This is a genomic window from Paraburkholderia bryophila (assembly GCF_003269035.1).
GTDB lineage: Bacteria > Pseudomonadota > Gammaproteobacteria > Burkholderiales > Burkholderiaceae > Paraburkholderia > Paraburkholderia bryophila.
In genome coordinates this window covers 91,805-117,291 of the sequence record NZ_QLTK01000012.1, presented here as the reverse complement: position 1 = coordinate 117,291, position 25,487 = coordinate 91,805, and the positions used below count along the sequence as shown (strand labels likewise).

Sequence of the window (25,487 nt, the reverse complement as noted above, 5' to 3'; positions counted from 1 at the left end):
GTGCTAGCTTGAGCTTTTGCTAGCTTGAGCGCTCGATTGCCTCGTAGGTTGCGCGAGGCGGTCTTGCCGCCGCTGCGCGATACCGGCTGAAAGCCCTGACTACAGCAATCCGCAAACCACGGCGGCGATCACCGAGCCACCCACCAGCAGCACGCCCACCATGCGGCGTTTGTTCAACTCGGTCCACAGCAATACGCCGGTCAGCGACAACAGAATCATCCCGCCGGCAATCGTATCGATCAACAACACCCAACCGACGCTCAGACCCACGCCGCGATGCAGGTTGTTCATCGTCGTGAGAAACGAATTGTGGGTGCGTTTCACCGCGACGAAACCGTTGCCGACCCAGTACTCGGCTTGCACGTTCTGCGCGGTGCCGAAGATGCCGACCTGCCAGTACTCCGGCTGCATCGTGCTGCGATCGCCCCACGCCACCGGATGCGCCGGCTCACGCCTGGCCTTGCCCGGCTTGCCGTCGATCTTCAATTCGCCTTGCAGCCACTTCGCCATGTCCATCGGCGAGCGCAGCGGCTTTGACGGCACGGGAATCTGCATTTCCTCGACCTGCGGCTCCCCCGACGACACCTTCAGCGGCCCGCCTCGGTGATTCAGCAGGAAGCCGGTCGCGCCGAACATCAGGCCCAGCACCGCGCCCCACAAACCGACCCAGCCGTGCACCTTGCGCAGCCACTTGATGAAGTTCGCGCGCCGCGAACGCTGGCGCCGTGCAGCCTGCTCGGCGTCGTCCATCAGATGATGATTTCGCTGCGGCGTGCGCGCGGTGTAGTGCGATCCGCCGGCAGCAGCAGGTTTCATATCGATCGAATCGGGCGCGTTCACATCCAGTCTCCAGCAACGGCAAATTGATCGCCACCGGGCGCGGCGACATCGCGCGCTCAGGGCAGCAGTAAAGGGGATGAAGTACGAGTATCGAGAGGAGGTGCCGGACGCCCCGGCTTGCGGTCCAGGGCGTCCGGCTGAAAAGCTGGCTGGCTGGCAGTCACAGAGGAGGAGAAATGTGACGGTACGCTGGCGATGCCTTTCAATTGAGAATGGCTATCATTACATAAACAGGGCATTTCCTCAATCGCAGCGGGTGGCTACCGCTTGACATCCACGCGGCGCAAACCGACTCTAGCTGGCGAACCCGTCAACCTTGCCGCCGGAACCTTACCCGCCATGCGCCCTTCTTCCGTGGTCTGTTTCGCCTTGGCGTTATCCGGCTGCCTGGCCGGTTTTCCTTCGGCGAGCGCGAGCGTTCCAGCGAAACTGGACGATCCCTATACGAACGAAGGCGAGACGCAGACCTTCACCGTGAACGCCGACGGCTCCTTCTCCAAGCTCGACGCGATGACGCTGCGCGTCAACAACGAAGCCGGCGTGGCGCGCGTGGCGCAGCAATACGTCTGGTTCAATCGCAACATGGCGGACGTGCAGATTCTCGAGGCCTACACGACGACCGCCGACGGTGTGCGGCACGACGTGCAGCCCGAGCAGATCCGCGACGTGCAGGAAGCCCGTTCGTTCGACGCGCCAATGTTCCAGGACATTCAGGAAAAGGTGATCGTGTTCCCCGCGGTCGAGCCGGGCGCGCGCGTGCATCTCACCTATCGCAAGACGCAGAAGCAGCCCATCGTGCCGGGCCAGTTCAGCGACTTCACGCCGCCCGATCTCGCGCCGACCCACAACTTCCGTCTGATCTACGATCTGCCCGCCGACAAACCGCTCTACGCCGACGCACGCGGCTTCACCGCCTTGCAGCCGGTCACGCGCGACGGTCGCACGCGCTACGAGTATCGCTACGACAAGGCGCACTTCAGCCGGTTGGAGCGCGGATCGGTGGCGTACGTGTCGTATGGCGACCGGCTGATGGTCTCGACTTTCGCCGACTACGCCGCGTTCGCCGCGACCTACCGCGAGTCCGCCGCGGACCCCAGCGCGCGAGACGCCGCCGTCACGCGTCTCGCGCAACAGCTCACCGCTCACGACCACACACCGCGCGACAAAGCCAAAACGCTGTACGACTGGGTTCGCCGCAACGTGCGCTATGTGGCGATCAACGTCGGCCGCGGCGCGGTGGTGCCGCATAGCGCCAGCGCGATCCTCGCGAACCGCTACGGCGACTGCAAGGACCATGTCGCGTTATACGGCGCGTTGCTCGACGCGGCCGGCGTGCGTAACGAGCCGGCGCTGATCAGCAGCGGCTCGATCTACACGCTGCCGAGCGTGCCGGGCTACGGCGTCATCAATCACATCATCACGTGGCTGCCGGAATTGCAGCAATACGCCGATTCGACCGCGTCGAATGTCGAGTTCGGCTTTCTGCCTTCGTCGGATATGAACCGGCCGACCGTGCTGGTGGGCCAGGGTGTGCTGGCCAGCACACCCGCCACCGCGCTGATGACGCGTAGCAGCGACCTTTCGATGAAGGTCGAACCGGATGGTTCGGCGAGCTTCAGCTACCGGCTGGAAGCGGCCGGCGCGTCCGCCGAACAGGCCCGCGCGATGTTGCGCGTGCAGACGCCCGCGCAACGCGAGGAATCGATTCAGGCCGAGTTGCGTAGCGTGAATCTGCGCGGTACGGCCACGCTGACCACCAGCGACCTCAACGCGGTAGACGGTCCGCTGACGATCACGATGAAAGGCACGCTGGAAAGTCTCGTGGTGCCGGGCGCGGCGGCATCGATTCCGGCGCTGACGAGTCTGGCCGGTGGCTTCGAAGCGGACACGCGCTATTGGCTGGGCGAACGGCAGCGCACGCAACCGTTCGTCTGCCACAACCTCACGTTGCACGAACACGCGCGTATCGAGCTGCCCGCGAATTTCCGGGTGCTCGACATGCCGGAGGCGAAACGCACGCAAGACCGCTTCGTCGATTTTCAGTCGCAGTACACTTTCGATCCGCTCAGCAACGTCGTCACGATGACGCGCGAAGGCGCCACGCATTTCGACAGCGACGTCTGCACGCCGGACGACTTCGCCCAGATGCGTCCCGCGATGGAAGCGATCGGCCGCGACGTGCGCGCCGAGGTGATTGTCAAATCGACGCTGGTGGAATCGTCGAGCGTGGCGTCGCAGGCGCCGTGAAGCGCCTGCGGTCTCATGTATCGATGCACGCGCTCAAACCGGCCAGAGCGGCCCTTCCTGCATCGCGCCGATCTGCTCGCGCAATTCGAGAATACGGTCTTCCCAATAGCGCTGCGTGTTGAACCACGGAAACGCCGCCGGAAACGCCGGATCGTCCCAGCGGCGCGCGAGCCACGCCTGATAATGAATCAGGCGCAACGTGCGCAGTGCTTCGACCAGATATAGTTCGCGCGGCTCGAAGTCGCAGAAATCTTCGTAACCGGCGAGCAGATCCGCCAGCGCCCGCGACGCCTCGGCGCGTTCGCCCGGCAGCAGCAGCCACAAATCCTGAATCGCCGGCCCCATGCGGCTATCGTCGAAGTCGACGAAATGCGGGCCCGCGTCGGTCCACAGCACGTTGCTCGGATGACAATCGCCGTGCATGCGCAGCAGACGAATCTCACCGGCACGCTCGAACGCACGCTCCACACCTTCGAGCGCGAGATTCACCACGGTTTCCCACGCGGTGCGCACGTCGTCCGGCACGAAGCGCTGAGCCAGCAGGAAATCGCGCGGCTCGTAACCGAAGGTGTGGATGTCGAGCGTGGGACGCTCGGTGTAGTTTTGCGTCTGCCCCACCGCGTGAATACGGCCGATGAAACGCCCCAGCCATTCGAGCGTGTCGCGCCGGTCGAGATCGGGCGCGCGGCCGCCGCGGCGCTCGAAGATCGAAAAGCGGAAACCCTCGAAGCCATGCAGCGTGCGGCCTTCGAATGCACGCGCGGGCACCGCCGGAATCTCGCGCGCGGCGAGATCGGCGACAAACGCGTGTTCTTCGAGAATGGCCGCGTCGCTCCAACGCTCGGGACGGTAGAACTTCGCGACCACCGGCGGGCCGTCTTCCACGCCCACCTGGTACACGCGGTTCTCGTAACTGTTGAGCGGCAGCATGCGGCCGTCGGTGCGTACGCCGACGGTGGCGAGCACGCTGTCGAGCGCGTCGAGCACGATTTCCGGCTGGAGCCGGGCGAAGGGCGCAGCGCTGGTCGCGCTGGCCTGGGTATCGGAAGTGTCGTCGTTCATGCCCGCATTGTGCGCCGCGCCGCCGTCAAAGACGAGGGCAACGGCTCACGATGCGGTAAAGAGCGCCGGAGCGTAGGGTGCGCCGCGCGATGGGCGCGCGGCTTACAGACAGCAAACACGCAATCGGACCACCGCGTCGAACTCAAACCGGCGTCAATGAATCTGCGCACTCGACGGACGCACCTGCTCGCCCGTATCGATCAGGTCTTCAAGGAAAAAGGGTTCGGTATTCAGGTGCTGCGACGTGCCGGGCTCGCCGGCATACCACGCCACCATGGCCATGTCGCCGAGAATGCGCATGACGATTCCGCGCGCGCCCTGCGGCACGGCGATATGCACCGATCGGACAATAGAACCGATTTGCATGATGTTTCCCCGTTCTCCCATAGCCGGCTTTGTGATTTCGCGCCGGTCAAGGTAAATAAAAACGCCGCCACGCCGATAACGTTGCGTACGCACCCAATCTTTCGCGCGTCTGATGCGTGAGAGGTTCGAGTCATTGTTCCCGTTTTGCGGGGCCATGAAAAGCGCGAACTCGGGGCATTTGACCCGTCGTTTCGCCCTATTCCCATTACGCCGCGCCGGACCGATGATGCTTGGCGTAACGCGTCGTAACGAGCCCATCATAAACCCAGCTGGGGGGATATATCAAAAACGTGCATCGACACAATGATCCGCTGAATCGGCCCGGCGGGGCCGCCGGGTCGCCTTGCGGCCGTTATCCGGGTCCGCTGCGGGTCCAGCGTGACGGCGGCGTGAAGGGTATCGCGCTTGTCGGCTTCGACCGGCGCGACTAGCCATGTGGATTGTTCGCCTCGCGCTGCGGCGCCCTTATACGTTTGTCGTGCTGGCCCTGCTTCTGCTGATCGTCGGGCCGCTGACGATCCTGCGCACGCCCACCGATATCTTCCCCAACATCGACATTCCGGTGCTCTCGGTGATCTGGTCATATAACGGCCTGCCCGCGGACGAGATGGAAAAACGGATCGTGCTGAATTACGAGCGCGGTTTGTCGGTGGCGGTCAACGATATCGAGCACACGGAATCGACCTCGCTGAACGGCATTGCGGTCATCAAGATTTTTTTCCAGCCGCACGCGAATATCGATGAAGCGCTCGCCGAAGTCACCGCGCTGTCACAGACGCAATTGCGCTCGCTGCCGCCCGGCATCACGCCGCCGAACATCTTGCGTTACAACGCCTCGACGGTGCCGATTCTGCGGCTCGCGCTGTCGTCGGCCTCGCTCACCGAGCAGGAGCTATTCGACTTCGGCAACAACTTCCTGAAGACGCAGCTCGCCACGGTGCCGGGCGCGTCGGCACCGTTGCCGTACGGCGGCAAGCAGCGGCAGATCATGGTCGATATCGATTCGCGCAAGCTGCAGGAGCGCAACCTGTCGCCGCTTGACGTGGTCAACGCCGTCACCGCGCAGAACCTGATCCTGCCCTCGGGCACCGCGAAAATCGGCTCGACCGAATACTCGGTGGAGATGAACGGCAGCCCCGATTCGCTCGCCGGCCTCAACGATATTCCGATCAGGTCCACGGCCAACGGCACCGTCTATATCCGCGACGTCGCGCACGTGCGCGACGGTTTCCAGCCGCAGACCAATATCGTGCGGGTGAACGGCCAGCGCGCCGCCTTGCTGACCATCAACAAAAGCGGCAATACCTCCACGCTTGAAATCGTCGACCGTATCAAGACGATGATGCCGACGTTGCGCAATCTCGTGCCCGCTTCGCTGAATATCGATCCCGTGGCCGATCAATCGCTGTTCGTGCGCGCCTCGGTGCAAGGTGTGCTGCGCGAGGCGCTGATCGCGGCCTGCCTCACCGGCCTGATGATTCTGCTGTTCCTCGGCAACTGGCGCGCGACGTTGATCATCGCCGTGTCGATTCCGCTGTCGATGATCACCTCGATCATCGCGCTATCCCTGCTCGGCGAAACCATCAACATCATGACGCTCGGCGGCCTCGCGCTCGCGGTCGGGATTCTGGTGGACGATGCCACGGTCGCGATCGAAAACATCAGCCATCAACTCGAGCAGGGCAAGACGCTCGAACAGGCGATTCTCGACGGCGCGCATCAGATCGCAATTCCGACGCTGGTGTCGACCTTGTCGATCTGCATCGTATTCGTGCCGATGTTCTTGCTGACGGGCGTCGCGCATTACCTGTTCATTCCGCTTGCCGAAGCGGTGGTGTTCGCCATGCTGGCCTCGTATTTCTTCTCGCGAACGCTCGTGCCGACGCTCGCGAAATATCTGCTGCGTCATCACCATAAACCGGCGGACGCGCATCACGCGCCGGCGCAAACGCGCAATCCGTTCATGCGCATGCACTACGCGTTCGAAGGCGGCTTCGCGCGTTTGCGCGAGCGTTATCGCGTGTTTCTCGAAGCGCGGGTGGCGCGGCCGGGTCTGTTCGTGACACTGTTTCTGGCGTGCTGCGGCGTGTCGATGTTCCTCATGCCGTTCCTCGGCCGCGACTTCTTCCCCGCCGTCGATGCGGGCACCATCGCGCTGCATCTGCGCGCCAAAACCGGTATGCGGGTCGAAGAAACCGCCGTGGTCACGGATCGCGTCGATACGCGCATTCGCCAGTTGATTCCGAAAGAAGAGCTGCATTCGATCATCGACAACATCGGTCTGCCGGTCTCGGGTATCAACCTCTCGTACAGCAACACCGGCACGATCGGCACCTCGGACGCCGACGTGCTGATCACGCTCAATCCCGAGCATCACCCGAGCGCCGACTACGTACGCACGTTACGCCGCACGCTCACCGACGAATTCCCCGGCGTGCAGTTCGCCTTTCTGCCCGCGGATATCGTCAGCCAGACGCTCAACTTCGGGATGCCATCGCCGATCGATATTCAGATCGTGGGGCGCGATGTGGCGGGCAATCGCGTGTTCGCGGCCAACCTGCTGAACCGTCTGCGCAAAGTGCCCGGTCTCGCCGATGCGCGCATCCAGCAACCCGCCGATTTGCCGCGCATTTTCATCGACGTGGATCGCACGCGCGCGCAGCAAGCCGGTTTCACACAGCGCGATATCGCGAGCAATCTGCTGATCACCTTGTCCGGCAGCCAGCAGACCACGCCGACGTTCTGGCTCAATCCGCGCAATGGCGTCAGCTACAACGTGATCACGGAAGCGCCGCAATACACGATCGATTCGCTGCAATCGCTCGCCAACATCCCGCTGAATGCGAACGGCCGCGGCAATATTCTCGGCTCGCTCGCCACCATGAAACGCGAGGCCGGCAACGCGACGCTGAACCACTACAACGCGCAGACCACCATCGACATTTACGGCACCGCGGACGGCCGCGATCTCGGCGGTGTGTCCGACGATATCCGCAAGATCATCGACGAGGCCAAGGCCGAATTGCCCAAAACGTCGAGCATCGAAGTGCGCGGCCAGGTGCAGACCATGAACGATTCATTCTCGGGTCTGTTCGCCGGTCTCGTGTTCGCAATCCTGCTGGTGTATCTGCTGATCGTGGTGAATTTCCAGTCATGGCTCGATCCGTTCATCATCATCACGGCGTTGCCGGGTGCGCTCGCGGGCATTGTCTGGATGCTGTTCCTCACGCACACCACGCTGTCGATTCCGGCGCTCACCGGCGCGATCATGTGTATCGGCATCGCGACCGCGAACTCGATTCTGGTGATCAGCTTCGCGCGCGAACGCCTGCTCGAACACGGCGACGCGACGCGCGCGGCGATCGAAGCGGGCTTCACGCGTTTCCGCCCGGTGCTGATGACGGCGCTCGCGATGGTGATCGGCATGGTACCGATGGCGATCGGTCTCGGCGAAGGCGGCGAGCAGAATGCGCCGCTGGGGCGCGCGGTGATCGGCGGCTTGACGATCGGCACGCTGGCCACGCTGATCTTCGTGCCGGTGGTGTTCTCGATGATTTACCGTCGACTCGCGGCGCGGCGTTTGCGCGCGGCGGAACATGTGGTGCAGAAGCCATGACGTGCATCGCAGCGGCAAGCGCAACGGCAAACATGACGAGAGGCAGCGCTGACTGCCCACGCATTTTCACAGGGGAAGTTTGATGGAAGCACATCGTCCGGACGGTTCCGGCACCTCGCACGAAGCGGCGAAAACCAAACGCATGCGATTGATCACCGTGGCGGTGGCCGTGGTGGTAATCGTTCTCGCCGCGCAAGGCATCTGGTCGCGCCACGACGCGCACGCAGCGCTCGAACGCGATGCCGACCACGCGAGCCAGACCAGCGTGGAAGTCGTGCGGCCGCAGAAGTCGACGGCCGGGCTCGATCTCGTGCTGCCGGGCAATGTGCAGGCCTTTCTCGATACGCCGATCTACGCGCGCACCAACGGCTATCTGAAGAAGTGGTACGCGGACATCGGCGCTCACGTGAAAAGCGGCCAGCTGCTCGCCGAAATCGACACGCCGGAAGTGGACGATCAACTGCGCGCCGCGCGCGCCGATCTCGCGAATGCCGACGCCAACTACGCGCTCGCGAAAAGCACCGCCGACCGCTGGACCGACATGCTGAAAAGCAAGTCGGTATCGAAGCAGGAAACCGACGAGAAAGTCGGCGACATGCTCGCGAAGAAAGGCACGCTGGATGCGGCGCGCTTTAACGTTGCGCGTCTGGAGAAGACGCAATCGTTCCAGAAGGTCTATGCGCCGTTCGACGGCATCGTCACGGCGCGCAACGTGGATGTGGGCGCACTGATCGACGCGGGCAGTTCAGGCGGACCGGCCAAGGAATTGTTCCATGTTGCGCAGGCCGACCGCTTGCGGGTGTATGTGAACGTGCCGCAGGCTTACGCGCAACAGGTGCGCGCGCAACAAACCGCGTTTCTGACGCTGACCGAGACGCCGTCGAAACACTATCCGGGGACGGTGGCGCGCACCGCGGGCGCCGTCGATCCGCAACAGCGCACCATGCTGGTCGAAGTGGACGTCGACAATCGAAACGGCGATCTGCTGCCCGGCGCGTATGCGCAGGTGCACTTCGCGTTGGGTACGGGCGCGGCGCCGTTTACGCTGCCGGGCAATGCGTTTCTATTCCGCCCAGATGGCGTGAAAGTCGCGACCGTGGACGCGCAGCACAAGGTGAAGCTGGTCGCGGTGTCGCTAGGGACCGACTTCGGTACACGTGTGGCGGTCGCGTCGGGTTTGCAAGGCAACGAGCAGGTGATTCTGAATCCGCAGGATTCGATCGTGGACGGGGCACCGGTGCGGATCGTGCCGCGCCAGGCGGCGGCGGGTGCTGCGGGTGCTGCGGCGAACGGCGAAGGTGCGGCCGGCACGTCCGACACGTCCGGCGGTTCCCGTGCGGCGGCAAACGCACCGGGCGCTCGCCCTATCGCGAGTCCATCCGCGAGCGCATCGTCATGAACTCGCCCACGCCACCCTCGCGCGGCGCTCGCATGCCTCGACTCAAGCGTCTCACCTTGCGCATGCCGGCGCTGGCGCTCGCTTCAGCGTCGGCCTGCCTGTTCACCGCTTGCACCGTCGGCCCCGATTACGTCAAACCGCCCGCCGCGACCGCCGCCACCTACAAGGAGCTCGACGGCACCGGCTGGATGCCCGCGCAACCCGCCGACACGCTCACGCGCGGCGCCTGGTGGAACGTCTACGCAGACCCATCGCTCGACGCGCTCGAACAGCAGGTCGCCACCGCGAACCAGACCGTGCAGGCCGCCGAAGCGCGCTTTCGCGCCGCGCGCGCAACGGTCGCGCAATATCGTTCGACTTACTTCCCGGTGGTCAGCGCGAACGGCGACTATTCGCGCGCACGAGGGTCGAGCAACGTGCTACACAAGTCGACCGCCGGTCTCACGCTGAACGACTACCTCGTGCAGGCCGACGCCTCGTGGGAGCCTGACTTGTGGGGCCGCGTGTCGCGCAGCGTCGAAGGCGCGAAGGCCGAAGCGCAAGCAGGTGCCGCCGACGTCGACGCCGCGCTGCTGTCCATGCAGGCCGAACTGGCGACGGACTACTTCGAATTGCGCGGGCTCGATCGGGAACGCCAGCTTCTCGACGATACCCTCAAGGCCTACACGGAAGCGCTCGATCTGACGCAGCACCGCTACGCCGGCGGCATCGCAACCGACGCCGACGTCGCTCAGGCGCAAACGCAACTGAAGACCACTCAGGCGCAAGCACTCGATCTCGGCGTGCAACGCGCCCAACTCGAACACGCGATCGCGATCCTGACCGGCCAGCCGCCTTCGACGTTTTCACTGGCGGTGGCGCCGCTCGTCGCGGTGCCGGTCGTGGCCGCTGCGGGTGTGCCGTCGGCGCTGCTCGAACGGCGCCCCGACATCGCGGCGGCGGAGCGTCATGTCGCCGACATGAATGCGCAGATCGGCGTGGCGACGGCGGCGTTTTTCCCCAGCCTGATTCTGTCGGTGACGGGTGGGCTCGAAGCGACCAACTACAGCCAATGGCTGGTAGCGCCGAGCCGCCTATGGTCGCTCGGACCGGCGCTTACCGGCACGCTGCTCGACTTCGGCGGACGCGCCGCCGTGAAAGAGCAAGCTCGCGCGCACTACGACGAGAGCGTCGCGCAATACCGGCAGACCGTGCTGAGCGCCTTCGGTGAAGTCGAGGACAACCTGGCGGCGTTGCGCGTGCTCGAACAGGAAGCCGCCGCGCAGGACGATGCCGTGGCCGCCGCGCAGCGTTCGCTGGCGGTCGTCTCGAACCGCTACAGGAACGGCGCGATCACCTATCTCGACGTCGTGGTCGCGCAGACCACCGCGCTGACCAGTGAACGCAACGCAGTGTCGATCGCGCGCCGCCGGATGGCCGCGAGCGTCGCGTTGATCAAGGCGTTGGGCGGCGGCTGGGACGCGTCCGCGCTGCCCACCGGCGAGCAGATCGTGCATCCGGCAGCGGCGGCGAGCGAGGCGGCGGCGCACGGTTAGCGCGCCGCTAGTGCCCGGCTGGCCGATCCAGGCGGCTTTTTCAGCGTATCCTTAACAGCTTGGACTCACCCGCGCTCGCCCGCGCTCACCAAGGAGACTGTTTCGTGACCGCGTCGCCGGAATCCCACCGGACTGCTACTTCGGCTGTTCCCTCTTCGCCTGAATCGTCGAGCGCGTCCCTGTCCGACGCGCCCGACATCGCCAGCCTCGCCTACCTCGAACGCGGCACACGCGCCTACTGGCGCGCCAGCATCGCGCTGCTGTTCGCCGGCTACGCCACGTTCTCGCTGATGTACTGCGTGCAGCCGTTGCTGCCGTCCTTTTCCACGGCGTTCAACGTGACGCCCGCGCAAAGCAGTCTGTCGCTGTCGGTGACCACGGCGGCGCTGGCGCTCGCCATCTTCGTCGCCGGTTTCGTATCGGAGGGCTGGAGCCGTCACAAGCTGATGACAATGTCGCTCACCGTGTCGGCGCTGCTGACCATCGGCGTGTCGATCGCGCCGCAGTGGCATCAGTTGCTGGTATTGCGCGCGCTTGAAGGGCTCGCGCTCGGCGGCGTGCCGGCCGTCGCGATGGCCTATCTCGCCGAGGAAGTCCACCCCGACGGACTCGGGCTCGCCATGGGCCTGTACGTCGGCGGCACGGCGATCGGCGGGATGGCGGGGCGCGTGATTACCGGCGTCGTCGCGGATCTGTTTTCGTGGCGGGTGGCGATCGGCACGATCGGCGTGCTCGGCATTCTGTCCATGCTCGCCTTTCGCGCGCTGCTGCCGCCGTCGCGCCATTTCGTGCCGCGTCGCGGACTCGGTTTCGGCCATCACCGCCATGCATTGTTGCAGCAGTTCACGCGGCCCGGGCTGCCGTTGCTGTTTCTGCTCGGCTTCGTGCTGATGGGCAGCTTCGTGACGCTGTACAACTACATCGGCTACCGGCTGCTCGCGCCGCCTTACCGGTTGAATCAGACGGAGATCGGGGCGATCTTCGTCGTCTATCTGACGGGCGTGGTCGCGTCGCCGTGGTCGGGCCGCATGGCCGATACCTTCGGCCGCGCACGCGTGCTGACGGCGAGCCTGCTGTTGATGGCGCTCGGTCTCGCGCTCACGCTGTTGCACCCGCTCGCGGCAATCGCGCTCGGCATTGCCTGCGTGACATTCGGTTTCTTCGCCGGCCACTCGGTGGCGAGCGGCTGGGTCGGACGCCTCGCGAAAGAGGCCAAGGGGCAGGCCGCCGCACTGTACCTGCTCGCGTATTACATCGGTTCGAGCGTGGTCGGTTCTTATGGCGGCCACATCTGGGCCGACTATGGATGGAACGGTGTCGCGGGACTCGTCGGGCTGCTGCTCCTGATCGGCATGCTGGCGGCGCTTCGTTTGCGTGGCCGCGAACGCTCCACCGCTTGACGGCGGACGCTTCGATCCGCTCCGCATGAAATAGCCGCCAGGAGAAAGGCCGGCGTAAGCAAACGCTTCACCGTGTTTGCCCTATTTGCTGCGCCGCGCCAATCGCGGCAAGCCTTGACGCGCCGGGTTCAGCGCCTTGCGAATAAGCGCTGCAGCGCCGCAAGACGTCGTTACGACGGTCAAACCGTCTCCTATACTCGAACCGTCGGGCGAGGCAGTTGCATGACGCCAACATGGCGCCGCTGCCCAAGCCAGTATCAGGTTATGGAGACGACTATGACGACCTACTTCACGATCGGCGATTTCATCCTGGTGATTCCGATGGCGCTGGCCGGCGCCCTGTTTGTCGGCGCGCTGCCCTGCAAGACGGAGTTCCGGCACAACGTGCTGCGGGTGCTCGGCGCACTGCTCGGCGTCGTGTTCGCGGTCGTGCTGGTCGAAGGTCTGCCAGCGCTGGTCTAGCGAAACCGGCGCAAAAAAGCCGCCTCGCGGGCGGCTTTTTCTGTTGCTGCAACTTACGCATGCAAGCGCCGGGGATCAGATCGCCTGATCCGTCGACGGCTTTTCCCACAGGTTGATGCCGCCTTCCGTCGCGTAGCGGTCGATCTCCGCGAGCTCCTCCTTCGAGAACGCGAGGTTCTTCAACGCGCCGACGTTCTCACGCACCTGCTCCGCCCGGCTCGCGCCGATCAGCACCGAGGTCACGCGCGGGTCGCGCAACGCCCAGGCGAGCGCCATCTGCGCGAGGCTCTGGCCGCGACGCTGCGCGATGTCATTGAGCTTGCGCACGTGCTCGATGTTCTGCTCGCTCAAATGCTCCTGCTTCAACGAACCGCCGCCCGGCTTATTGACGCGCGCGTCTTGCGGCACGCCGTTCAGATACTTGCCGGTCAGCAGACCTTGCGCGAGCGGCGTGAACGCGATCGAACCCGCGCCGACCTGCTCGAGCGTGTCCAGCAACTCGTGCTCGATCCAGCGGTTGAGCATGTTGTACGCGGGCTGATGGATCAGCAGCGGCACTTTGTATTCGGCGAGCAGCTTCGCCATTTCGAGCGTCTTGCTGGCCGAGTACGACGAAATCCCGACGTACAACGCCTTGCCTTGCTGCACCGCAGTCGCCAACGCACCGGCGGTTTCTTCGAGCGGCGTATCGGCATCGAAACGATGCGAATAGAAAATGTCGACGTAGTCGAGACCCATGCGCTGCAGGCTCTGGTCGAGACTCGCGAGCACGTACTTGCGCGAGCCGCCGCCCTGGCCGTACGGGCCCGGCCACATGTCCCAACCAGCCTTCGACGAAATCAGCAACTCGTCGCGATACGGCTTGAAGTCGTCCTTGAACAGGCGGCCGAAGTTGGTTTCGGCGCTGCCGTACGGCGGGCCGTAATTGTTCGCGAGGTCGAAGTGCGTGATGCCGAGGTCGAAGGCCGTGCGCAGAATGTCGCGCTGCGTGGAAATCGGCGTGGTGTCGCCGAAGTTGTGCCACAGACCGATCGACAGCGCCGGCAGTTTGAGACCCGACTTGCCGCAGACGCGGTACTGCGTGTCCGAATAGCGTTCTGAAGCTGCTTCGTAAGCCATTGCTTGTGTCCTTGAAGTTGAGGTTGCCCAACCAGTGCGGGCGTGAGGCAATCGCATGCTGCGGGAGGCGTACTGCGCGATGTGTCGTTCGACGTGTTGTCGACGTGTTGTTATAGACGGCTGGACCGTTATGGTAGCCAATCGACGTGAACCCTGCTGAGGCCCAGTATGCGGGATGGACGATTGCCTGCCCGTCCCCTACACTTTGCGCGGACCGAACTGATGGGAGACTTGGATGGCGAAAGCGATTTCAATCGCGCTGATTGTCGGCGGTATCGTGCTGCTGTATTTCGGCGGACAGGCGTTCAACTCGGTGAGCAGCGAGGTATCGCGCGTCTTTACGGGTTCGCCGACCAACAAGGCGATCATGCTGATCGTCGCCGGCGTGGCGGCCACGATCGCCGGGCTGACCGGCGTCGCGTTGTCGGGGCGCAAACGCTAAGCTCAGAACGCCACCTCGGGCTTGGCGGCCGAGCGGCTGCCCGGCAGCGGCACATTGCTCGCGCCGTGATAGGTGTACACCAGTGAAAACTTCACCTGGTCGCTGAGGTTCTTGCCCGCCGAATGCAGCGTATTGCAGTGGAAGAACACCACGTCACCGGCCTTGAGCTCGAGCGACACTGCGGTGCGAATCCATGCCTCGTTGTCCGGCAGATCGGAGCGGAAAAACTTGGCCTCGTCGAAGCGTTCGGAGGTGAAGGCTGCAGTGTGCGACTTGGGCACCAGCCACAGCGCGCCGTTGTCGACCGTTTCCGAGCCGAGCGCCACCCACACCGACACCAGGTCGTCGCGCTCGAACGACCAGTACCGCACGTCGCGATGCCAGCCGGTCAAACTGCCGTAGGCCGGATGCTTGGTCATCACGCAGTTGTGATGCGCCCGCGACAGGCGCGGTTCCTCGCCGAAATACAACTCCATCCAGCCGCGAATTTCCGGCGCGGTGGCCCATTGTGCAAAGGCCGGCGCGCGGCCGTACGCGTCCAGCAGGCGCCGCACCGTCTGGCCGCCCGGCGCATGTCTGGAATCCGGCGCGCCGGGGTATTTCAGATCCGCTTCGAACTCGATCGGCGCCGCCGCTTCGTGCAATTGCCGCAATGCAATCTGCTTCAACTCATCGCAGCGCTCGGGCGACACCAATCCGGGCACCACGACAAAACCCTGCTCCCGCAACGTCTGAATCTGCTCTTTCTTCGAATGAAGTGACATGGTGTTCCGTTACCGTCGACTAGCTGATCCCTCGATTGTAAAGCGGGCGCGATCGGACGGTGCGCAGTTTCGCCGTGCGGGAAGACGTAGCGCAAATCGGTGAATAGCCGGTTCGTCGCGAGGTCAGCGTGAAGTCGAATTACTTCACCGACGTAATGAACCATGATCGGGGATTTCCGAATCAATCGGAAAATGCCTGAGGATTAATCGTTCAACTCGCATTCAACTCGCATTTTCAACGCGAATGGATTAAGAATCCGCGTTTTTCTGGTAACCAGTCTTAAATGCGCACCGCGTCACCCGCGACGCGTCAAAATGACCGCACGTCAAATGGGCAAACACGCACGATAATCGGTCGCAAAGGGCGCGACCCCGTCGACGCGCACCATCGCTTCACTCCGTAAAAACCCCGATCCGCAGGGTAAAAACCGACTTTCTGACGTCATGAATCACGTGTAGCCTGCATACATGTTTAACGCCATTCCCGCACCAGCGCGCCGCATACTGGCCGCCAAGGCCAATAACACCGGCCTCCGTGCCTTTTCCGATCGAATCCCGGGCATTCGCGCCGTTTCTTGCGACGTTGTCATTGGCACATTTGCTGCTCTGACTGACGCACCTTCCGACACGCGACGCGTTGCCCACCTGTGAAGCCATGCATACTCTTCTGAATACCCGCCTTACCCGCGCCGCACTGAAAGCGGCACGTCCGGCGCGCCGCCATGTCGTGCGCGCGCTGCGCCACCATGCCACGCGCACCCGCGCGATGGGCGAACACTGGCGCGATGCCAAAGCGGTCGACGGCATTCGCACCTGGTTTCACACGTTTTTCTCCGCGCTGCGTCTGCACGGCAGTTCGCGGCGTTTTTCGCTGCGCACGCTGCTGCGCAAGCCGACGCCGCTGCGCCTCGCAGCCCCGCCACGCGCGCCGGCTGCCGCGCCGCAAAACCCGAGCCGCCGTCCGCGCCGCATGTCGACGAACGGCAGCACCGGCTGGTTCGCGTTCGCGTTTGCGAGCCGCTAAGCAAGTCGTTAAGCGCGCTGCATTGCGGCTCGCCCCAACCGGCGCACAAGCAATAAAAAAAACCCCGCCAGGCTCGCGCCCGGCGGGGTTCTTTCGTCAGCGGACAGCCCGCGCTTATTCAGCCAGCGCAGCGACTGGTTCCGTACCGGCAGCTTCGGCGAGCGCCAAAGCCTTATCCATGGATTCCCACGTGAATTCCGGCTCTTCGCGGCCGAAATGACCGTAAGCCGCGCTCTTCTCGTAGATCGGGCGCAGCAGGTCGAGCATCTGGATGATGCCCTTCGGACGCAGGTCGAAATGCTCCTGCACGAGGCGCGTGATCGTCGCATCCGACACGCGGCCCGTGCCGAACGTGTTGACCATCACCGAAGTCGGCTGAGCGACGCCGATCGCGTACGACACCTGAATCAGGCAGCGCGACGCGAGGCCCGCGGCCACGATGTTCTTCGCGACATAACGGCCGGCGTAGGCCGCCGAGCGGTCGACCTTCGACGGGTCCTTGCCCGAGAACGCGCCGCCGCCGTGCGGCGCCGCGCCGCCGTACGTGTCGACGATGATCTTGCGGCCCGTCAGGCCGCAATCGCCTTGCGGACCGCCAATCACGAACCGGCCGGTCGGGTTCACGAGGAACTTGATGTCGCCCTTGATCAGGTCGGCCGGCAACGTCGGCTTGATGACTTCTTCGATCACGGCTTCGCGCAGCGTGGCCAGGTCGATATCCGGCGAATGTTGCGTGGACAGCACGACGGTGTCGATCGAATGCGGCTTGCCGTCGACGTAGCGCACGGTAACCTGCGACTTCGCATCCGGACGCAGCCACGGCAGACGGCCGTCGCGGCGCAGATTCGCCTGACGTTCCACCAGGCGGTGCGACAGGTGAATCGGCAACGGCATCAGTTCCGGCGTTTCTTCACACGCGTAACCGAACATCAGACCCTGGTCGCCGGCGCCTTGATCGAGGTTATTGTCGTGTGCGCGGTCCACGCCTTGCGCGATGTCCGGCGATTGCTTGTCGTACGCGACGAGCACCGCGCAGCCGCGGTAGTCGATGCCGTATTCGGTGTTGTCGTAGCCGATGCGCTTGATCGTATTGCGCGCGACCTGGATGTAATCGACGTTCGCGGTGGTGGTGATTTCACCGGCCAGCACGACCAGACCCGTGTTGCACAGCGTTTCCGCCGCGACACGCGAGTACTTGTCTTGCGTCAGGATAGCGTCGAGGATCGCGTCCGAGATCTGATCCGCGACTTTGTCGGGATGGCCTTCGGAGACGGATTCGGAGGTGAAGAGATAGTCGTTTGCCACGTTGCAGACTCCAGTTGTGTGGTTACGGTTGAGTTTCACGTAGCCAGCTTCGGGAGCCTTGAAGCGGCGACGCTTTAGCGGAATACCTTACTGGTTGGGGCCTATCACGTGGATCGGACCCGCCAGCTTCGCCCCGCAAGTTGTCTATTAACTCGGCGAAGCCCTTATTATAGCGGCTTCCTTTGTTTGTCACAGAGTGTCCACCCGTGTTGCATTTCGACCCGATCCAGAATTTCTTGAGTCAACCGTCGCCCGACGCCCTGAGCGGAGGGCCGGCATGCTGAGTCGTCTTGGCGCCCATCTGGCAATCGGCCTGCTCAAATTTCTGGCGCTGCTGCCCTACGGTTTCGTGGCAAGACTGGGCGACGGACTTGGCTGGCTGCTCTATCAGATTCCCAGCAAGCGCAAACGCGTCGTTCACGTCAACCTGAGCCTGTGTTTCCCGGAGTGGAGCGCGGAGCATCGCGAGGACATCGCGCAGAAGCACTTTCGCCACGCGATCCGCAGTTACATGGAACGCAGTGTCCAGTGGTTCGGCTCGGCGGAGAAGTTGAAGAAACTCGTTCAGGTGGACAGCGAGGTCGACCTGCTGGATCCGGATATGCCGCCCACGCTGTTGCTGGGCGCGCATTTCGTCGGCATCGAGGCTGGCTCCGTGTTCATCAATTATTCGCTGCACCGGCAGTGCGGCGCGCTCTACCAGCCCATGTCCAACAAAGTGCTCGACGACGTGGCGAAGGCGGCTCGCGGCCGTTTCGGCGCGGACATGGCAAGCCGCGCCGACAGCGCCCGCATCGTGTTGCGCTGGCTGCGCGACCGCAAGCCGGTCATGCTGGGCGCCGATATGGACTACGGCACGCGCAACTCCACCTTCGTGCCGTTCTTCGGCGTTCCGACCTGCACGCTTACCGCCGTGGGCCGTCTGGCGGAAGTCGGGCATGCGCAGGTCGTGCCGTTCATCGGCGAGGTGCTGCCGAACTACAAGGGTTACCGGCTGAAGGTTTTCAAACCGTGGGACAACTACCCCACCGGCGACGACGAAGCGGACGCCCGTCGCATGAACGCCTTCCTGGAAGAACAGATTCCGCTGATGCCCGAGCAATACTACTGGGTGCACAAGCGCTTCAAGACCCGGCCGCCGGGCGAACCCAGCGTGTATTAATCGCAGTTGCGGGCGAGTCACTTACAATAGCGTGATGAAACTGAAATTCACCAAAATGCACGGCGCGGGCAACGACTTCGTCGTGCTCGACGGCTACACCCAACCGGTCAACCTGACGCCGGCGCAGGTGCGCGCGCTCGCGGACCGGCATTTTGGCGTCGGTGCCGACCAGTTGCTGGTGGTGGAAAAGCCCACCGTGGCGGGCGTCGATTTCAGATATCGCATCTTCAATTGCGACGGCGGCGAAGTCGAACATTGCGGCAACGGCTCACGCTGTTTCGTGAAGTTCGTGCGCGACACTGGCCTGACCGACCAACGCACCGTGCGCGTCCAGGTGCAGAACGGCACCCTCACACTGACCATGCAGGAAAACGGTGAGGTGCTGGTCGACATGGGCATGCCGGTGTTCGAACCGGAACGCGTGCCGTTTGCCACCAAGGGGCTCGAAGGTCGCCGCGAAGGCGCCGACACGCTCTGGCCGCTCGACGTGAACGGCACGACGCGCTGGATTTCGGTGGTCTCCATGGGCAATCCGCACGCGGTGCAAGTGGTCGACGACGTCGAAGCGTTTCCGGTGCGGGTCGAAGGCCCGGTGATCGAGCGTCATGCGCGCTTTCCGCAGCGCGTGAATGCGGGCTTCATGCAGATCGTCGGCCGTAGCGAGATCAAGCTGCGAGTGTTCGAGCGCGGCGCCGGCGAAACGCTGGCCTGCGGCACGGGCGCGTGCGCGGCGGTCGCGGCCGGGATCCGGCGCGGTTTGCTCCAGGCGCCGGTGCTCGTGCATACGCATGGCGGCAAGCTGACCATCACCTGGGACAGTGCGAAAGCCGATGAACCGTTGCTGATGGCTGGCCCCGCGACGACCGTCTTCGAAGGCGAGATTGAATTGACCGATTCGTTGGCAGATTCGGTCAATACTGCGGCCGCCTGAACCCATATTGAACGATGCGCCGCCTCAAGGCGTCGCCCCGTAGTCCTTTAGCCGAAACCATGAACGATCGCGAAGTCGCCGAATATCTGCTCGCCAACCCCGAATTCTTCGCCGACCACGCGGAGACACTCGCGACCATCCGGCTCGCGAACCCGCACGGCAAAGCCGCGGTATCGCTGCAGGAACGGCAGATGGAAATGCTGCGCGACAAGAACAAGCATCTCGAACGCCGCCTCGCCGAGCTGCTGCGCTACGGCCACGAGAACGACAGCATCGCGTCGAAATTCAACCGCTGGACCATCCGCGTGATGGCTGAACGTGATCCGTACGCGTTGCCGCGCACGATCGCCAGCGGTTTGCGCGATATCTTCGACGTGCCACAAGCCGCGCTGCGCGTGTGGGACGTGGCCGAGCCTTATGCGCAAGCCGACTTCGCGCGCCACGTCGGTGAAGAAGTGCGAATTTTCGCCAATAGTCTGACCACGCCGTATTGCGGCGCGAACACCGGCTTCGAGGCGGCGCAGTGGCTGGTGCCGTCCGCGAATTCGTCGCCTGCCGCGCCAGACGAAAGCGCTGCCGGCGCAGCGCCGTCCGAAGCCGCGCACGTCACCGAATCGATCGCGCTGCTCGCGTTGCGCGACCCCGAAGGCAAGGAAGGAGCACCGACCTTCGGCCTGCTGGTGATGGGCTCCGCCGACGCGCGCCGCTTCCACGACGGCATGGCGACCGATTTCCTGACGCAGATCGGCGCGCTGGCCAGCGCCGCGCTGAGCCGTCTGCTGCCGCGCTGAGCGCCGATCGTGCAACCTCCGCAGCCGCCGTCCCAGCCGCCGTCCCAGCCGCTAGACGCCGCTAAACGTCGCTAAACGCCACTAAAAACCTATCGTGACCGAAGCCGACCCGATCGCCGCCTATCTGTCGAATCTCGAACATGAGCGGCGGCTGTCGGCGCACACACTGCGCGGCTACACCCACGAACTCGACGAACTCCGGTCGCTGGCCAAGGGCCGGCCGCTGCAAAGCCTGACCGCGGTGGATATTCGCGGCGCCGTTTCCCGCGCCCATGCGGGCGGCCTGACGGCGCGCTCGATCAGTCACCGCCTGTCGGCATGGCGTGCGTTTTACCGCTGGCTCGCCGGCCGCGTCGATCTGCCGGCCAACCCGGTCGCGACCGTGCGTGCGCCGAAGCAGCCAAAAACGCTGCCCAAAGCGCTATCCGTCGACGACGCCACGCGCCTGATGGAAAGCCCGCCGCCCGCCTCGCTCGAAGGCTTGCGCGATCATGCGATGCTCGAACTGTTCTACTCGTCGGGTCTGCGGCTGTCGGAACTGGTGGGCCTCGACGCCCGCTTCGCCGATGCCGACGGTTACCGCTCCGCCGGCTGGCTCAAGCTGGATGCCGCCGAAGTCGAAGTGCTCGGCAAGGGCAACCGGCGCCGCATCGTGCCGGTCGGCAGCAAGGCGCTGGCGGCGTTGAACGCGTGGCTAGCCGTGCGCGACCAGATGGTGAAGCACGACCCGCATCCGCTGTTTCTGTCGGCGCGCGGCAACCGGCTGTCGCCGAACGTGACGCGCGAGCGCGTGAAACGCGCGGCGCTCGCCGCCGGCATTCCCGCCAACGTGCATCCGCACGTGTTGCGGCATTCGTTCGCCACGCATGTGTTGCAGTCGAGCGGCGATCTGCGCGCGGTGCAGGAACTGCTCGGCCATGCCAGCATCACCGCCACACAGGTCTATACCGCGCTCGATTTCCAGCATCTCGCGCACGTCTACGACAAGGCGCATCCGCGCGCCAAAAAACGCGACTGATTCCGCTCGCCGTAGCGGTTGACAGTCTCCGGTTTCGCTTCACTCGCCGCGTGCGTTTTGCCGCGCGGCTTAATGCACTGCTGACACCCTGATGAATATCGTTACGCTCAAACCGTCGAAAGAAAAGTCGCTGCTGCGCCGCCATCCGTGGGTTTATGCCAACGCGATCGATCGCGTCGACGGCAATCCCGCGCCCGGCGTCACCGTGCTGGTGCGCGCGCACGACGGCCGCTTCCTCGCACGCGCCGCCTACAGCCCGCATTCGCAGATCCGCGCGCGGGTGTGGAGCTTCGACGAAAGCGAGCCGATCGATCACGCGTTCTTCAAGCGCCGCGTGCAGCGCGCGCTCGCGCATCGGCAAACCATGGTGCACGACACCGGCGCGGTGCGGCTGATTTTCGGCGAAGCGGACGGCCTGCCCGGCCTGATCGTCGACCACTACGTCGCCGAGGACGAAGGCCAGCGCAGCCAGTTGGTCTGCCAGTTCATGGCCGCGGGCGTCGAGGCGTGGAAGGACGCGATCGTCGCCGCGCTGGCTGAGGCGACCGGCTGCCCGAACGTCTACGAACGCTCGGACGTGTCGATCCGCCAGAAAGAAGGACTCGAACAGATCACCGGCGTGCTGGCGGGCGAAGCACCGTCGGACGCGTTGATCGCGAGCGAAAACGGCGTGCGCTATCACGTCGACGTGCGCAACGGCCACAAGACCGGCTTCTATGTCGATCAGCGCGACAATCGCCTGCTGGTGCAGCACCTCGCGCAGGATCGCGAGGTGCTGAACTGCTTCTGCTACACCGGCGGTTTCTCGCTGGCGGCGCTGAAGGGCGGCGCCAAACGAGTGGTGTCGATCGATTCGTCCGGCGACGCGCTGGCGATCGCGCAGCAGAACGTCGCGGCCAACGGCTTCGACGCCGAACGCGCAACGTGGCTCGACGCCGACGCCTTCAAGACGCTGCGTCGTCTGTACGACGAAGGCGAGCGCTTCGACCTGGTCGTGCTCGATCCGCCGAAGTTCGCGCCGTCGAAAGAACACGTGGACCGCGCGTCGCGCGCTTACAAGGACATCAATCTGACCGGCTTGAAACTGCTGCGGCCGGGCGGCCTGCTGTTCACCTACTCGTGCTCCGGCGCGATCGACTCGGAGCTGTTCCAGAAGATCGTCTCCAGTGCGGCCGCCGACGCGCGGGTCGACGCACGGATTCTCAAGCGGCTCGGCGCCGGCGTGGATCATCCGCTGCTCACCGCGTTCCCGGAAGGTGAATACCTGAAGGGCCTGCTGTTGCAAATCGCCTGATCGCCCATAGCTTCAGGGTTATTTCGCGCGTCGGCAGCGCGGCGTTCGAGGAACGAGCCCGAAAGCGCCTGCCTGCGCCGGCTTGACAGATATGTTTCAATAACCGGTCAGGCAGGGCTGCGCGCCACCGGCTTGCGCGCCCCGCTTCATAGTTCACGGACCACAGTTCCCGGCCCACGCTCAGATTCCGCAAGTTTCACGCACAACCAGATACAGGCGACCCTCATGATCCCAGTCACTATCCTCACCGGCTTTCTCGGCAGCGGCAAAACCACCCTGCTCAAGCGCATCCTGAACGAAAAGCACGGCATGAAGATCGCCGTGATCGAGAACGAGTTCGGCGAAGAGAACATCGACAACGAAATTCTCGTGCAGGACACGACCGAGCAGATCATCCAGATGAGCAACGGCTGCATCTGCTGCACGATCCGCGGCGACCTCGCGCGCGTGCTGGGCGATCTGGCCGCGAAGAAGCAGGCGGGCGAGTTCGACTTCGACCGCGTGGTGATTGAAACCACCGGTCTCGCGAATCCGGGCCCGGTCGCGCAAACCTTCTTCATGGACAACCAGATCGCCGACGAATTCCTGCTCGACGCGATCATCACGCTGGTCGACGCCAAGCACGCGAACCACCAGCTGGACGAGCACGAAGTGGTGCAGCGCCAGGTCGGTTTCGCCGATCGCCTGTTCATCACCAAGGCCGACCTCGTCGACGAACAGCACGTGGACGCGCTGCGCCACCGTCTGCTGCACATGAACCCGAAAGCAGCCATCAAGGTCGTCAATTTCGGCGAAGCGGACATCAAGGAAATCTTCGACCTGCGCGGCTTCAACCTGAATTCGAAGCTCGAAATCGACCCGGACTTCCTCGCCGAAGACGAACACGCGCACAGCCACGCTCACGCGCACGACGAGCACGGTCACACGCACGCCCACGACGATCACGATCATGCCGACTGCGATCACGACCACGGCAAGTGCGATCACGAAGGCCACGATCACGCGCATCACCACCATGCGCACCACGACGACAAGATCAAGTCGTTCGTCTACCGCAACGATCGCCCGTTCGATCCGAACAAGCTGGAAGACTTCCTCGGCGGCATCCTGCAGATCTATGGCGAACGCCTGCTGCGCTACAAGGGCGTGCTGTATATGAAGGGCGTCGACCGTAAAGTCGTGTTCCAGGGCGTGCATCAGATGATGGGCAGCGATCTGGCCGCGAAATGGCAGCCGATCGAGAAAAAGACCAACAAGATGGTGTTTATCGGCATCGAACTGCCGCAAGACCTGATCACCGACGGACTGGACGCCTGCCTCGTGTAACGCCCTGCCGAGGGCACCGGGTAACGCCCGCGCCTCGGCGACGCTGCGGTGCGCTATGGCGCGCACGACACCGTGGACGCGGCACGCGCCGTGCTATTGGGCTCCTAAATACGCGTGCTGCATGACGCCCGGCGCGGCAATCCTCTGCTGAATACGAGCAGATGGCGACCGAAAGCCCGCTGAAATGTCGCGCGTGTGAAAAGCGCGTGAAAACCCTGCTGTATTAAAGCGTGCACGACCATCGCTTTTTGGTCTGGCGCGCGTTATATTTTCGGGATATCGGCGCGCCGCCGGGGATTTTCGCGAGATGCGGTGCCGGATTGTGATTCAGTTACAATACGTGCCCACTGGAGAATGACAACGAATTGCCCGGTCAGCGCGTATCCCGCGCCGGGCCTGAAACGGCGCCGGAAAATCTTGTCCGGAATCACGCCGACAATGCCGGCTGGCAGCGCCTGAACAGGCGCGCTGCCGGCAAGCAATACCTCAGGAGCATTTGAGAATCGGTTTCCAGAGGAGTTCGGCCCCGCATAGGCGCTGCGACGCCCGGCGTGTGGGCGCCAGGCGCTTCGGCGTCACGACAGTCCATCGTCCGTGCCTGCCCTGCGCTCAGCGTCTTCAAGGCGCCTTTGCGGGCAATACGAAAGTGCGGGCACTATGTAAGAGTTTTGCCTCACATTGAAGAAGTAAGCCAGATGACGACGAAACGACTCTTGACCGAAGCCGAAATCCTGAAGATGAGCGACAAGGATTACATGAACGAGGATCAGCTCGCTTTCTTCAAGAACAAGCTCGAACAGTTGCAAGCGGACATTCTCCGCAATGCCGGCCAGACGACCGAGAACCTGCGCGAAACGGTAATCGTGCCGGACCCGGCCGACCGCGCCACGATCGAGGAAGAGCATGCGCTCGAACTGCGCACGCGCGACCGCGAACGCAAGCTGCTGAAGAAGGTGCAGCAATCGATCGCGCGTATCGATTCGGGCGACTACGGCTGGTGCGAAGAAACCGGCGAGCCGATCGGCATTCCGCGTCTGCTCGCACGGCCCACGGCCACCCTGTCGCTCGAAGCGCAGGAACGCCGCGAACTGCGCCAGAAGCTGTTCGGCGACTGAACGCCTGCGGCGCGGCTTCGGCTCCGCGCCCTCAAACGCTGCTTCGTCGAGAGGCGCACGGTGATCCGTGCGCCTTTTTTCTTTTGTGCGACGCTTTCATGCGTTCACTGTCAGCCCGGCCTTGCGCCGACACACCGTTTTTTGTCCTATGCCTTTTGCCGGCTCTTGATATGACCGCGTACGCCCTAAAATAAACTAAACATGCGCTGCACGAGCGCGCGCCAGGCCGGTTGATCCGAGCGCCGCGCGCCGTCCGCTTTCAGGATTCA

21 protein-coding genes are annotated in these 25,487 nt (G+C 63.8%); 15 read left to right on the top strand and 6 right to left on the bottom strand.

Features of this window, described 5'->3' with window-relative positions:
• Positions 1–99: 99 nt before the first annotated feature.
• Entirely contained in the window at positions 100–840 is a 741-nt protein-coding gene (locus tag BX591_RS18880; protein ID WP_111932882.1) for a PepSY-associated TM helix domain-containing protein, read from the bottom strand.
• Positions 841–1,179: 339 nt separating this feature from the next.
• On the opposite strand from BX591_RS18880, the gene BX591_RS18875 reads away from it, so the two are divergent.
• On the top strand, positions 1,180–3,087 hold the full coding sequence (locus BX591_RS18875) for a DUF3857 domain-containing transglutaminase family protein (protein WP_111932881.1): 1,908 nt from the start codon (positions 1,180–1,182) through the stop codon (positions 3,085–3,087).
• A gap of 33 nt (positions 3,088–3,120) precedes the next feature.
• Here the strand turns inward: BX591_RS18875 and BX591_RS18870 are convergent, their stop codons facing one another.
• Together BX591_RS18870 and BX591_RS18865 are read right to left on the bottom strand one after the other, a co-directional pair.
• The gene (locus tag BX591_RS18870; RefSeq protein WP_111932880.1) at positions 3,121–4,149 is read right to left on the bottom strand and encodes a serine/threonine protein kinase; all 1,029 of its coding nucleotides are present in this window, start codon (positions 4,147–4,149) and stop codon (positions 3,121–3,123) included.
• Between the two features lie 153 nt (positions 4,150–4,302).
• Positions 4,303–4,515 (bottom strand): hypothetical protein, encoded by a 213-nt coding sequence (locus BX591_RS18865; protein WP_074762717.1) that lies wholly within the window; start codon positions 4,513–4,515, stop codon positions 4,303–4,305.
• A gap of 433 nt (positions 4,516–4,948) precedes the next feature.
• Between BX591_RS18865 and BX591_RS18860 the strand changes: the two genes are divergently transcribed.
• From BX591_RS18860 to BX591_RS18840, 5 genes are all read left to right on the top strand, one after another.
• The gene (locus BX591_RS18860; protein ID WP_111932879.1) at positions 4,949–8,131 is read left to right on the top strand and encodes an efflux RND transporter permease subunit; all 3,183 of its coding nucleotides are present in this window, start codon (positions 4,949–4,951) and stop codon (positions 8,129–8,131) included.
• Positions 8,132–8,213: 82 nt separating this feature from the next.
• Positions 8,214–9,530 carry an efflux RND transporter periplasmic adaptor subunit gene (locus BX591_RS18855; protein WP_111932878.1) on the top strand — a complete coding sequence of 439 codons (1,317 nt, stop codon included), beginning with the start codon at positions 8,214–8,216 and terminating at the stop codon, positions 9,528–9,530.
• Between the two features lie 32 nt (positions 9,531–9,562).
• Positions 9,563–11,065 carry an efflux transporter outer membrane subunit gene (locus tag BX591_RS18850; RefSeq protein ID WP_244147055.1) on the top strand — a complete coding sequence of 501 codons (1,503 nt, stop codon included), beginning with the start codon at positions 9,563–9,565 and terminating at the stop codon, positions 11,063–11,065.
• A 104-nt stretch (positions 11,066–11,169) separates the two neighbouring features.
• Positions 11,170–12,465 (top strand): MFS transporter, encoded by a 1,296-nt coding sequence (locus BX591_RS18845; protein WP_111932876.1) that lies wholly within the window; start codon positions 11,170–11,172, stop codon positions 12,463–12,465.
• A gap of 276 nt (positions 12,466–12,741) precedes the next feature.
• On the top strand, positions 12,742–12,927 hold the full coding sequence (locus BX591_RS18840; RefSeq protein WP_073430315.1) for a hypothetical protein: 186 nt from the start codon (positions 12,742–12,744) through the stop codon (positions 12,925–12,927).
• A 75-nt stretch (positions 12,928–13,002) separates the two neighbouring features.
• Here BX591_RS18840 and mgrA read toward each other — a convergent pair whose 3' ends face one another.
• The gene (gene mgrA, locus BX591_RS18835) at positions 13,003–14,046 is read right to left on the bottom strand and encodes an L-glyceraldehyde 3-phosphate reductase (RefSeq protein ID WP_111932875.1); all 1,044 of its coding nucleotides are present in this window, start codon (positions 14,044–14,046) and stop codon (positions 13,003–13,005) included.
• A gap of 235 nt (positions 14,047–14,281) precedes the next feature.
• Between mgrA and BX591_RS18830 the strand changes: the two genes are divergently transcribed.
• Entirely contained in the window at positions 14,282–14,488 is a 207-nt protein-coding gene (locus tag BX591_RS18830; protein ID WP_111932874.1) for a DUF3185 family protein, read from the top strand.
• Between the two features lie 2 nt (positions 14,489–14,490).
• Here BX591_RS18830 and BX591_RS18825 read toward each other — a convergent pair whose 3' ends face one another.
• Positions 14,491–15,252, bottom strand: a complete 762-nt coding sequence (locus BX591_RS18825) for a phytanoyl-CoA dioxygenase family protein (RefSeq protein WP_111932873.1) — start codon at positions 15,250–15,252, stop codon at positions 14,491–14,493.
• Between the two features lie 655 nt (positions 15,253–15,907).
• Here BX591_RS18825 and BX591_RS18820 point away from each other — a divergent pair.
• Positions 15,908–16,276: a hypothetical protein gene (locus tag BX591_RS18820; protein WP_111932872.1), complete on the top strand. Its 369-nt coding sequence runs from the start codon at positions 15,908–15,910 to the stop codon at positions 16,274–16,276.
• 114 nt (positions 16,277–16,390) lie between these two features.
• Here BX591_RS18820 and metK read toward each other — a convergent pair whose 3' ends face one another.
• Positions 16,391–17,581 (bottom strand): methionine adenosyltransferase, encoded by a 1,191-nt coding sequence (metK, locus tag BX591_RS18815; protein ID WP_111932871.1) that lies wholly within the window; start codon positions 17,579–17,581, stop codon positions 16,391–16,393.
• Positions 17,582–17,858: 277 nt separating this feature from the next.
• On the opposite strand from metK, the gene BX591_RS18810 reads away from it, so the two are divergent.
• From BX591_RS18810 to dksA, 7 genes are all read left to right on the top strand, one after another.
• Entirely contained in the window at positions 17,859–18,743 is an 885-nt protein-coding gene (locus BX591_RS18810; protein ID WP_111932870.1) for a lipid A biosynthesis lauroyl acyltransferase, read from the top strand.
• Between the two features lie 34 nt (positions 18,744–18,777).
• Positions 18,778–19,674 carry a diaminopimelate epimerase gene (gene dapF, locus BX591_RS18805; protein ID WP_111932869.1) on the top strand — a complete coding sequence of 299 codons (897 nt, stop codon included), beginning with the start codon at positions 18,778–18,780 and terminating at the stop codon, positions 19,672–19,674.
• Positions 19,675–19,733: 59 nt separating this feature from the next.
• Entirely contained in the window at positions 19,734–20,465 is a 732-nt protein-coding gene (locus BX591_RS18800; protein WP_111932868.1) for a DUF484 family protein, read from the top strand.
• A gap of 94 nt (positions 20,466–20,559) precedes the next feature.
• Complete coding sequence (gene xerC / locus BX591_RS18795; protein WP_111932867.1) at positions 20,560–21,483, top strand: tyrosine recombinase XerC; 924 nt, start codon at positions 20,560–20,562, stop codon at positions 21,481–21,483.
• Positions 21,484–21,574: 91 nt separating this feature from the next.
• Positions 21,575–22,777, top strand: coding sequence for a class I SAM-dependent rRNA methyltransferase (locus BX591_RS18790; RefSeq protein ID WP_111932866.1), 1,203 nt, complete (start codon positions 21,575–21,577; stop codon positions 22,775–22,777).
• A 225-nt stretch (positions 22,778–23,002) separates the two neighbouring features.
• A complete protein-coding gene (locus tag BX591_RS18785) occupies positions 23,003–24,103 on the top strand; it encodes a CobW family GTP-binding protein (protein ID WP_111932865.1) in 1,101 nt (366 codons plus the stop codon).
• A 695-nt stretch (positions 24,104–24,798) separates the two neighbouring features.
• Complete coding sequence (gene dksA, locus BX591_RS18780) at positions 24,799–25,218, top strand: RNA polymerase-binding protein DksA (RefSeq protein ID WP_012431412.1); 420 nt, start codon at positions 24,799–24,801, stop codon at positions 25,216–25,218.
• Positions 25,219–25,487: the final 269 nt, after the last annotated feature.

What these genes read in the sequence shown, in the direction of transcription:
- BX591_RS18875 (WP_111932881.1), top strand. Translation starts at nt 1,180, where the DNA reads ATGCGCCCTTCTTCCGTGGTCTGTTTCGCCTTGGCGTTATCCGGCTGC.
- BX591_RS18870 (WP_111932880.1), bottom strand. Translation starts at nt 4,149, where the DNA reads ATGAACGACGACACTTCCGATACCCAGGCCAGCGCGACCAGCGCTGCG.
- BX591_RS18865 (WP_074762717.1), bottom strand. Translation starts at nt 4,515, where the DNA reads ATGCAAATCGGTTCTATTGTCCGATCGGTGCATATCGCCGTGCCGCAG.
- BX591_RS18860 (WP_111932879.1), top strand. Translation starts at nt 4,949, where the DNA reads ATGTGGATTGTTCGCCTCGCGCTGCGGCGCCCTTATACGTTTGTCGTG.
- BX591_RS18855 (WP_111932878.1), top strand. Translation starts at nt 8,214, where the DNA reads ATGGAAGCACATCGTCCGGACGGTTCCGGCACCTCGCACGAAGCGGCG.
- BX591_RS18850 (WP_244147055.1), top strand. Translation starts at nt 9,563, where the DNA reads ATGCCTCGACTCAAGCGTCTCACCTTGCGCATGCCGGCGCTGGCGCTC.
- BX591_RS18840 (WP_073430315.1), top strand. Translation starts at nt 12,742, where the DNA reads ATGACGACCTACTTCACGATCGGCGATTTCATCCTGGTGATTCCGATG.
- mgrA (WP_111932875.1), bottom strand. Translation starts at nt 14,046, where the DNA reads ATGGCTTACGAAGCAGCTTCAGAACGCTATTCGGACACGCAGTACCGC.
- BX591_RS18830 (WP_111932874.1), top strand. Translation starts at nt 14,282, where the DNA reads ATGGCGAAAGCGATTTCAATCGCGCTGATTGTCGGCGGTATCGTGCTG.
- BX591_RS18825 (WP_111932873.1), bottom strand. Translation starts at nt 15,252, where the DNA reads ATGTCACTTCATTCGAAGAAAGAGCAGATTCAGACGTTGCGGGAGCAG.
- BX591_RS18820 (WP_111932872.1), top strand. Translation starts at nt 15,908, where the DNA reads ATGCATACTCTTCTGAATACCCGCCTTACCCGCGCCGCACTGAAAGCG.
- BX591_RS18810 (WP_111932870.1), top strand. Translation starts at nt 17,859, where the DNA reads ATGCTGAGTCGTCTTGGCGCCCATCTGGCAATCGGCCTGCTCAAATTT.
- dapF (WP_111932869.1), top strand. Translation starts at nt 18,778, where the DNA reads ATGAAACTGAAATTCACCAAAATGCACGGCGCGGGCAACGACTTCGTC.
- BX591_RS18800 (WP_111932868.1), top strand. Translation starts at nt 19,734, where the DNA reads ATGAACGATCGCGAAGTCGCCGAATATCTGCTCGCCAACCCCGAATTC.
- BX591_RS18790 (WP_111932866.1), top strand. Translation starts at nt 21,575, where the DNA reads ATGAATATCGTTACGCTCAAACCGTCGAAAGAAAAGTCGCTGCTGCGC.
- BX591_RS18785 (WP_111932865.1), top strand. Translation starts at nt 23,003, where the DNA reads ATGATCCCAGTCACTATCCTCACCGGCTTTCTCGGCAGCGGCAAAACC.
- dksA (WP_012431412.1), top strand. Translation starts at nt 24,799, where the DNA reads ATGACGACGAAACGACTCTTGACCGAAGCCGAAATCCTGAAGATGAGC.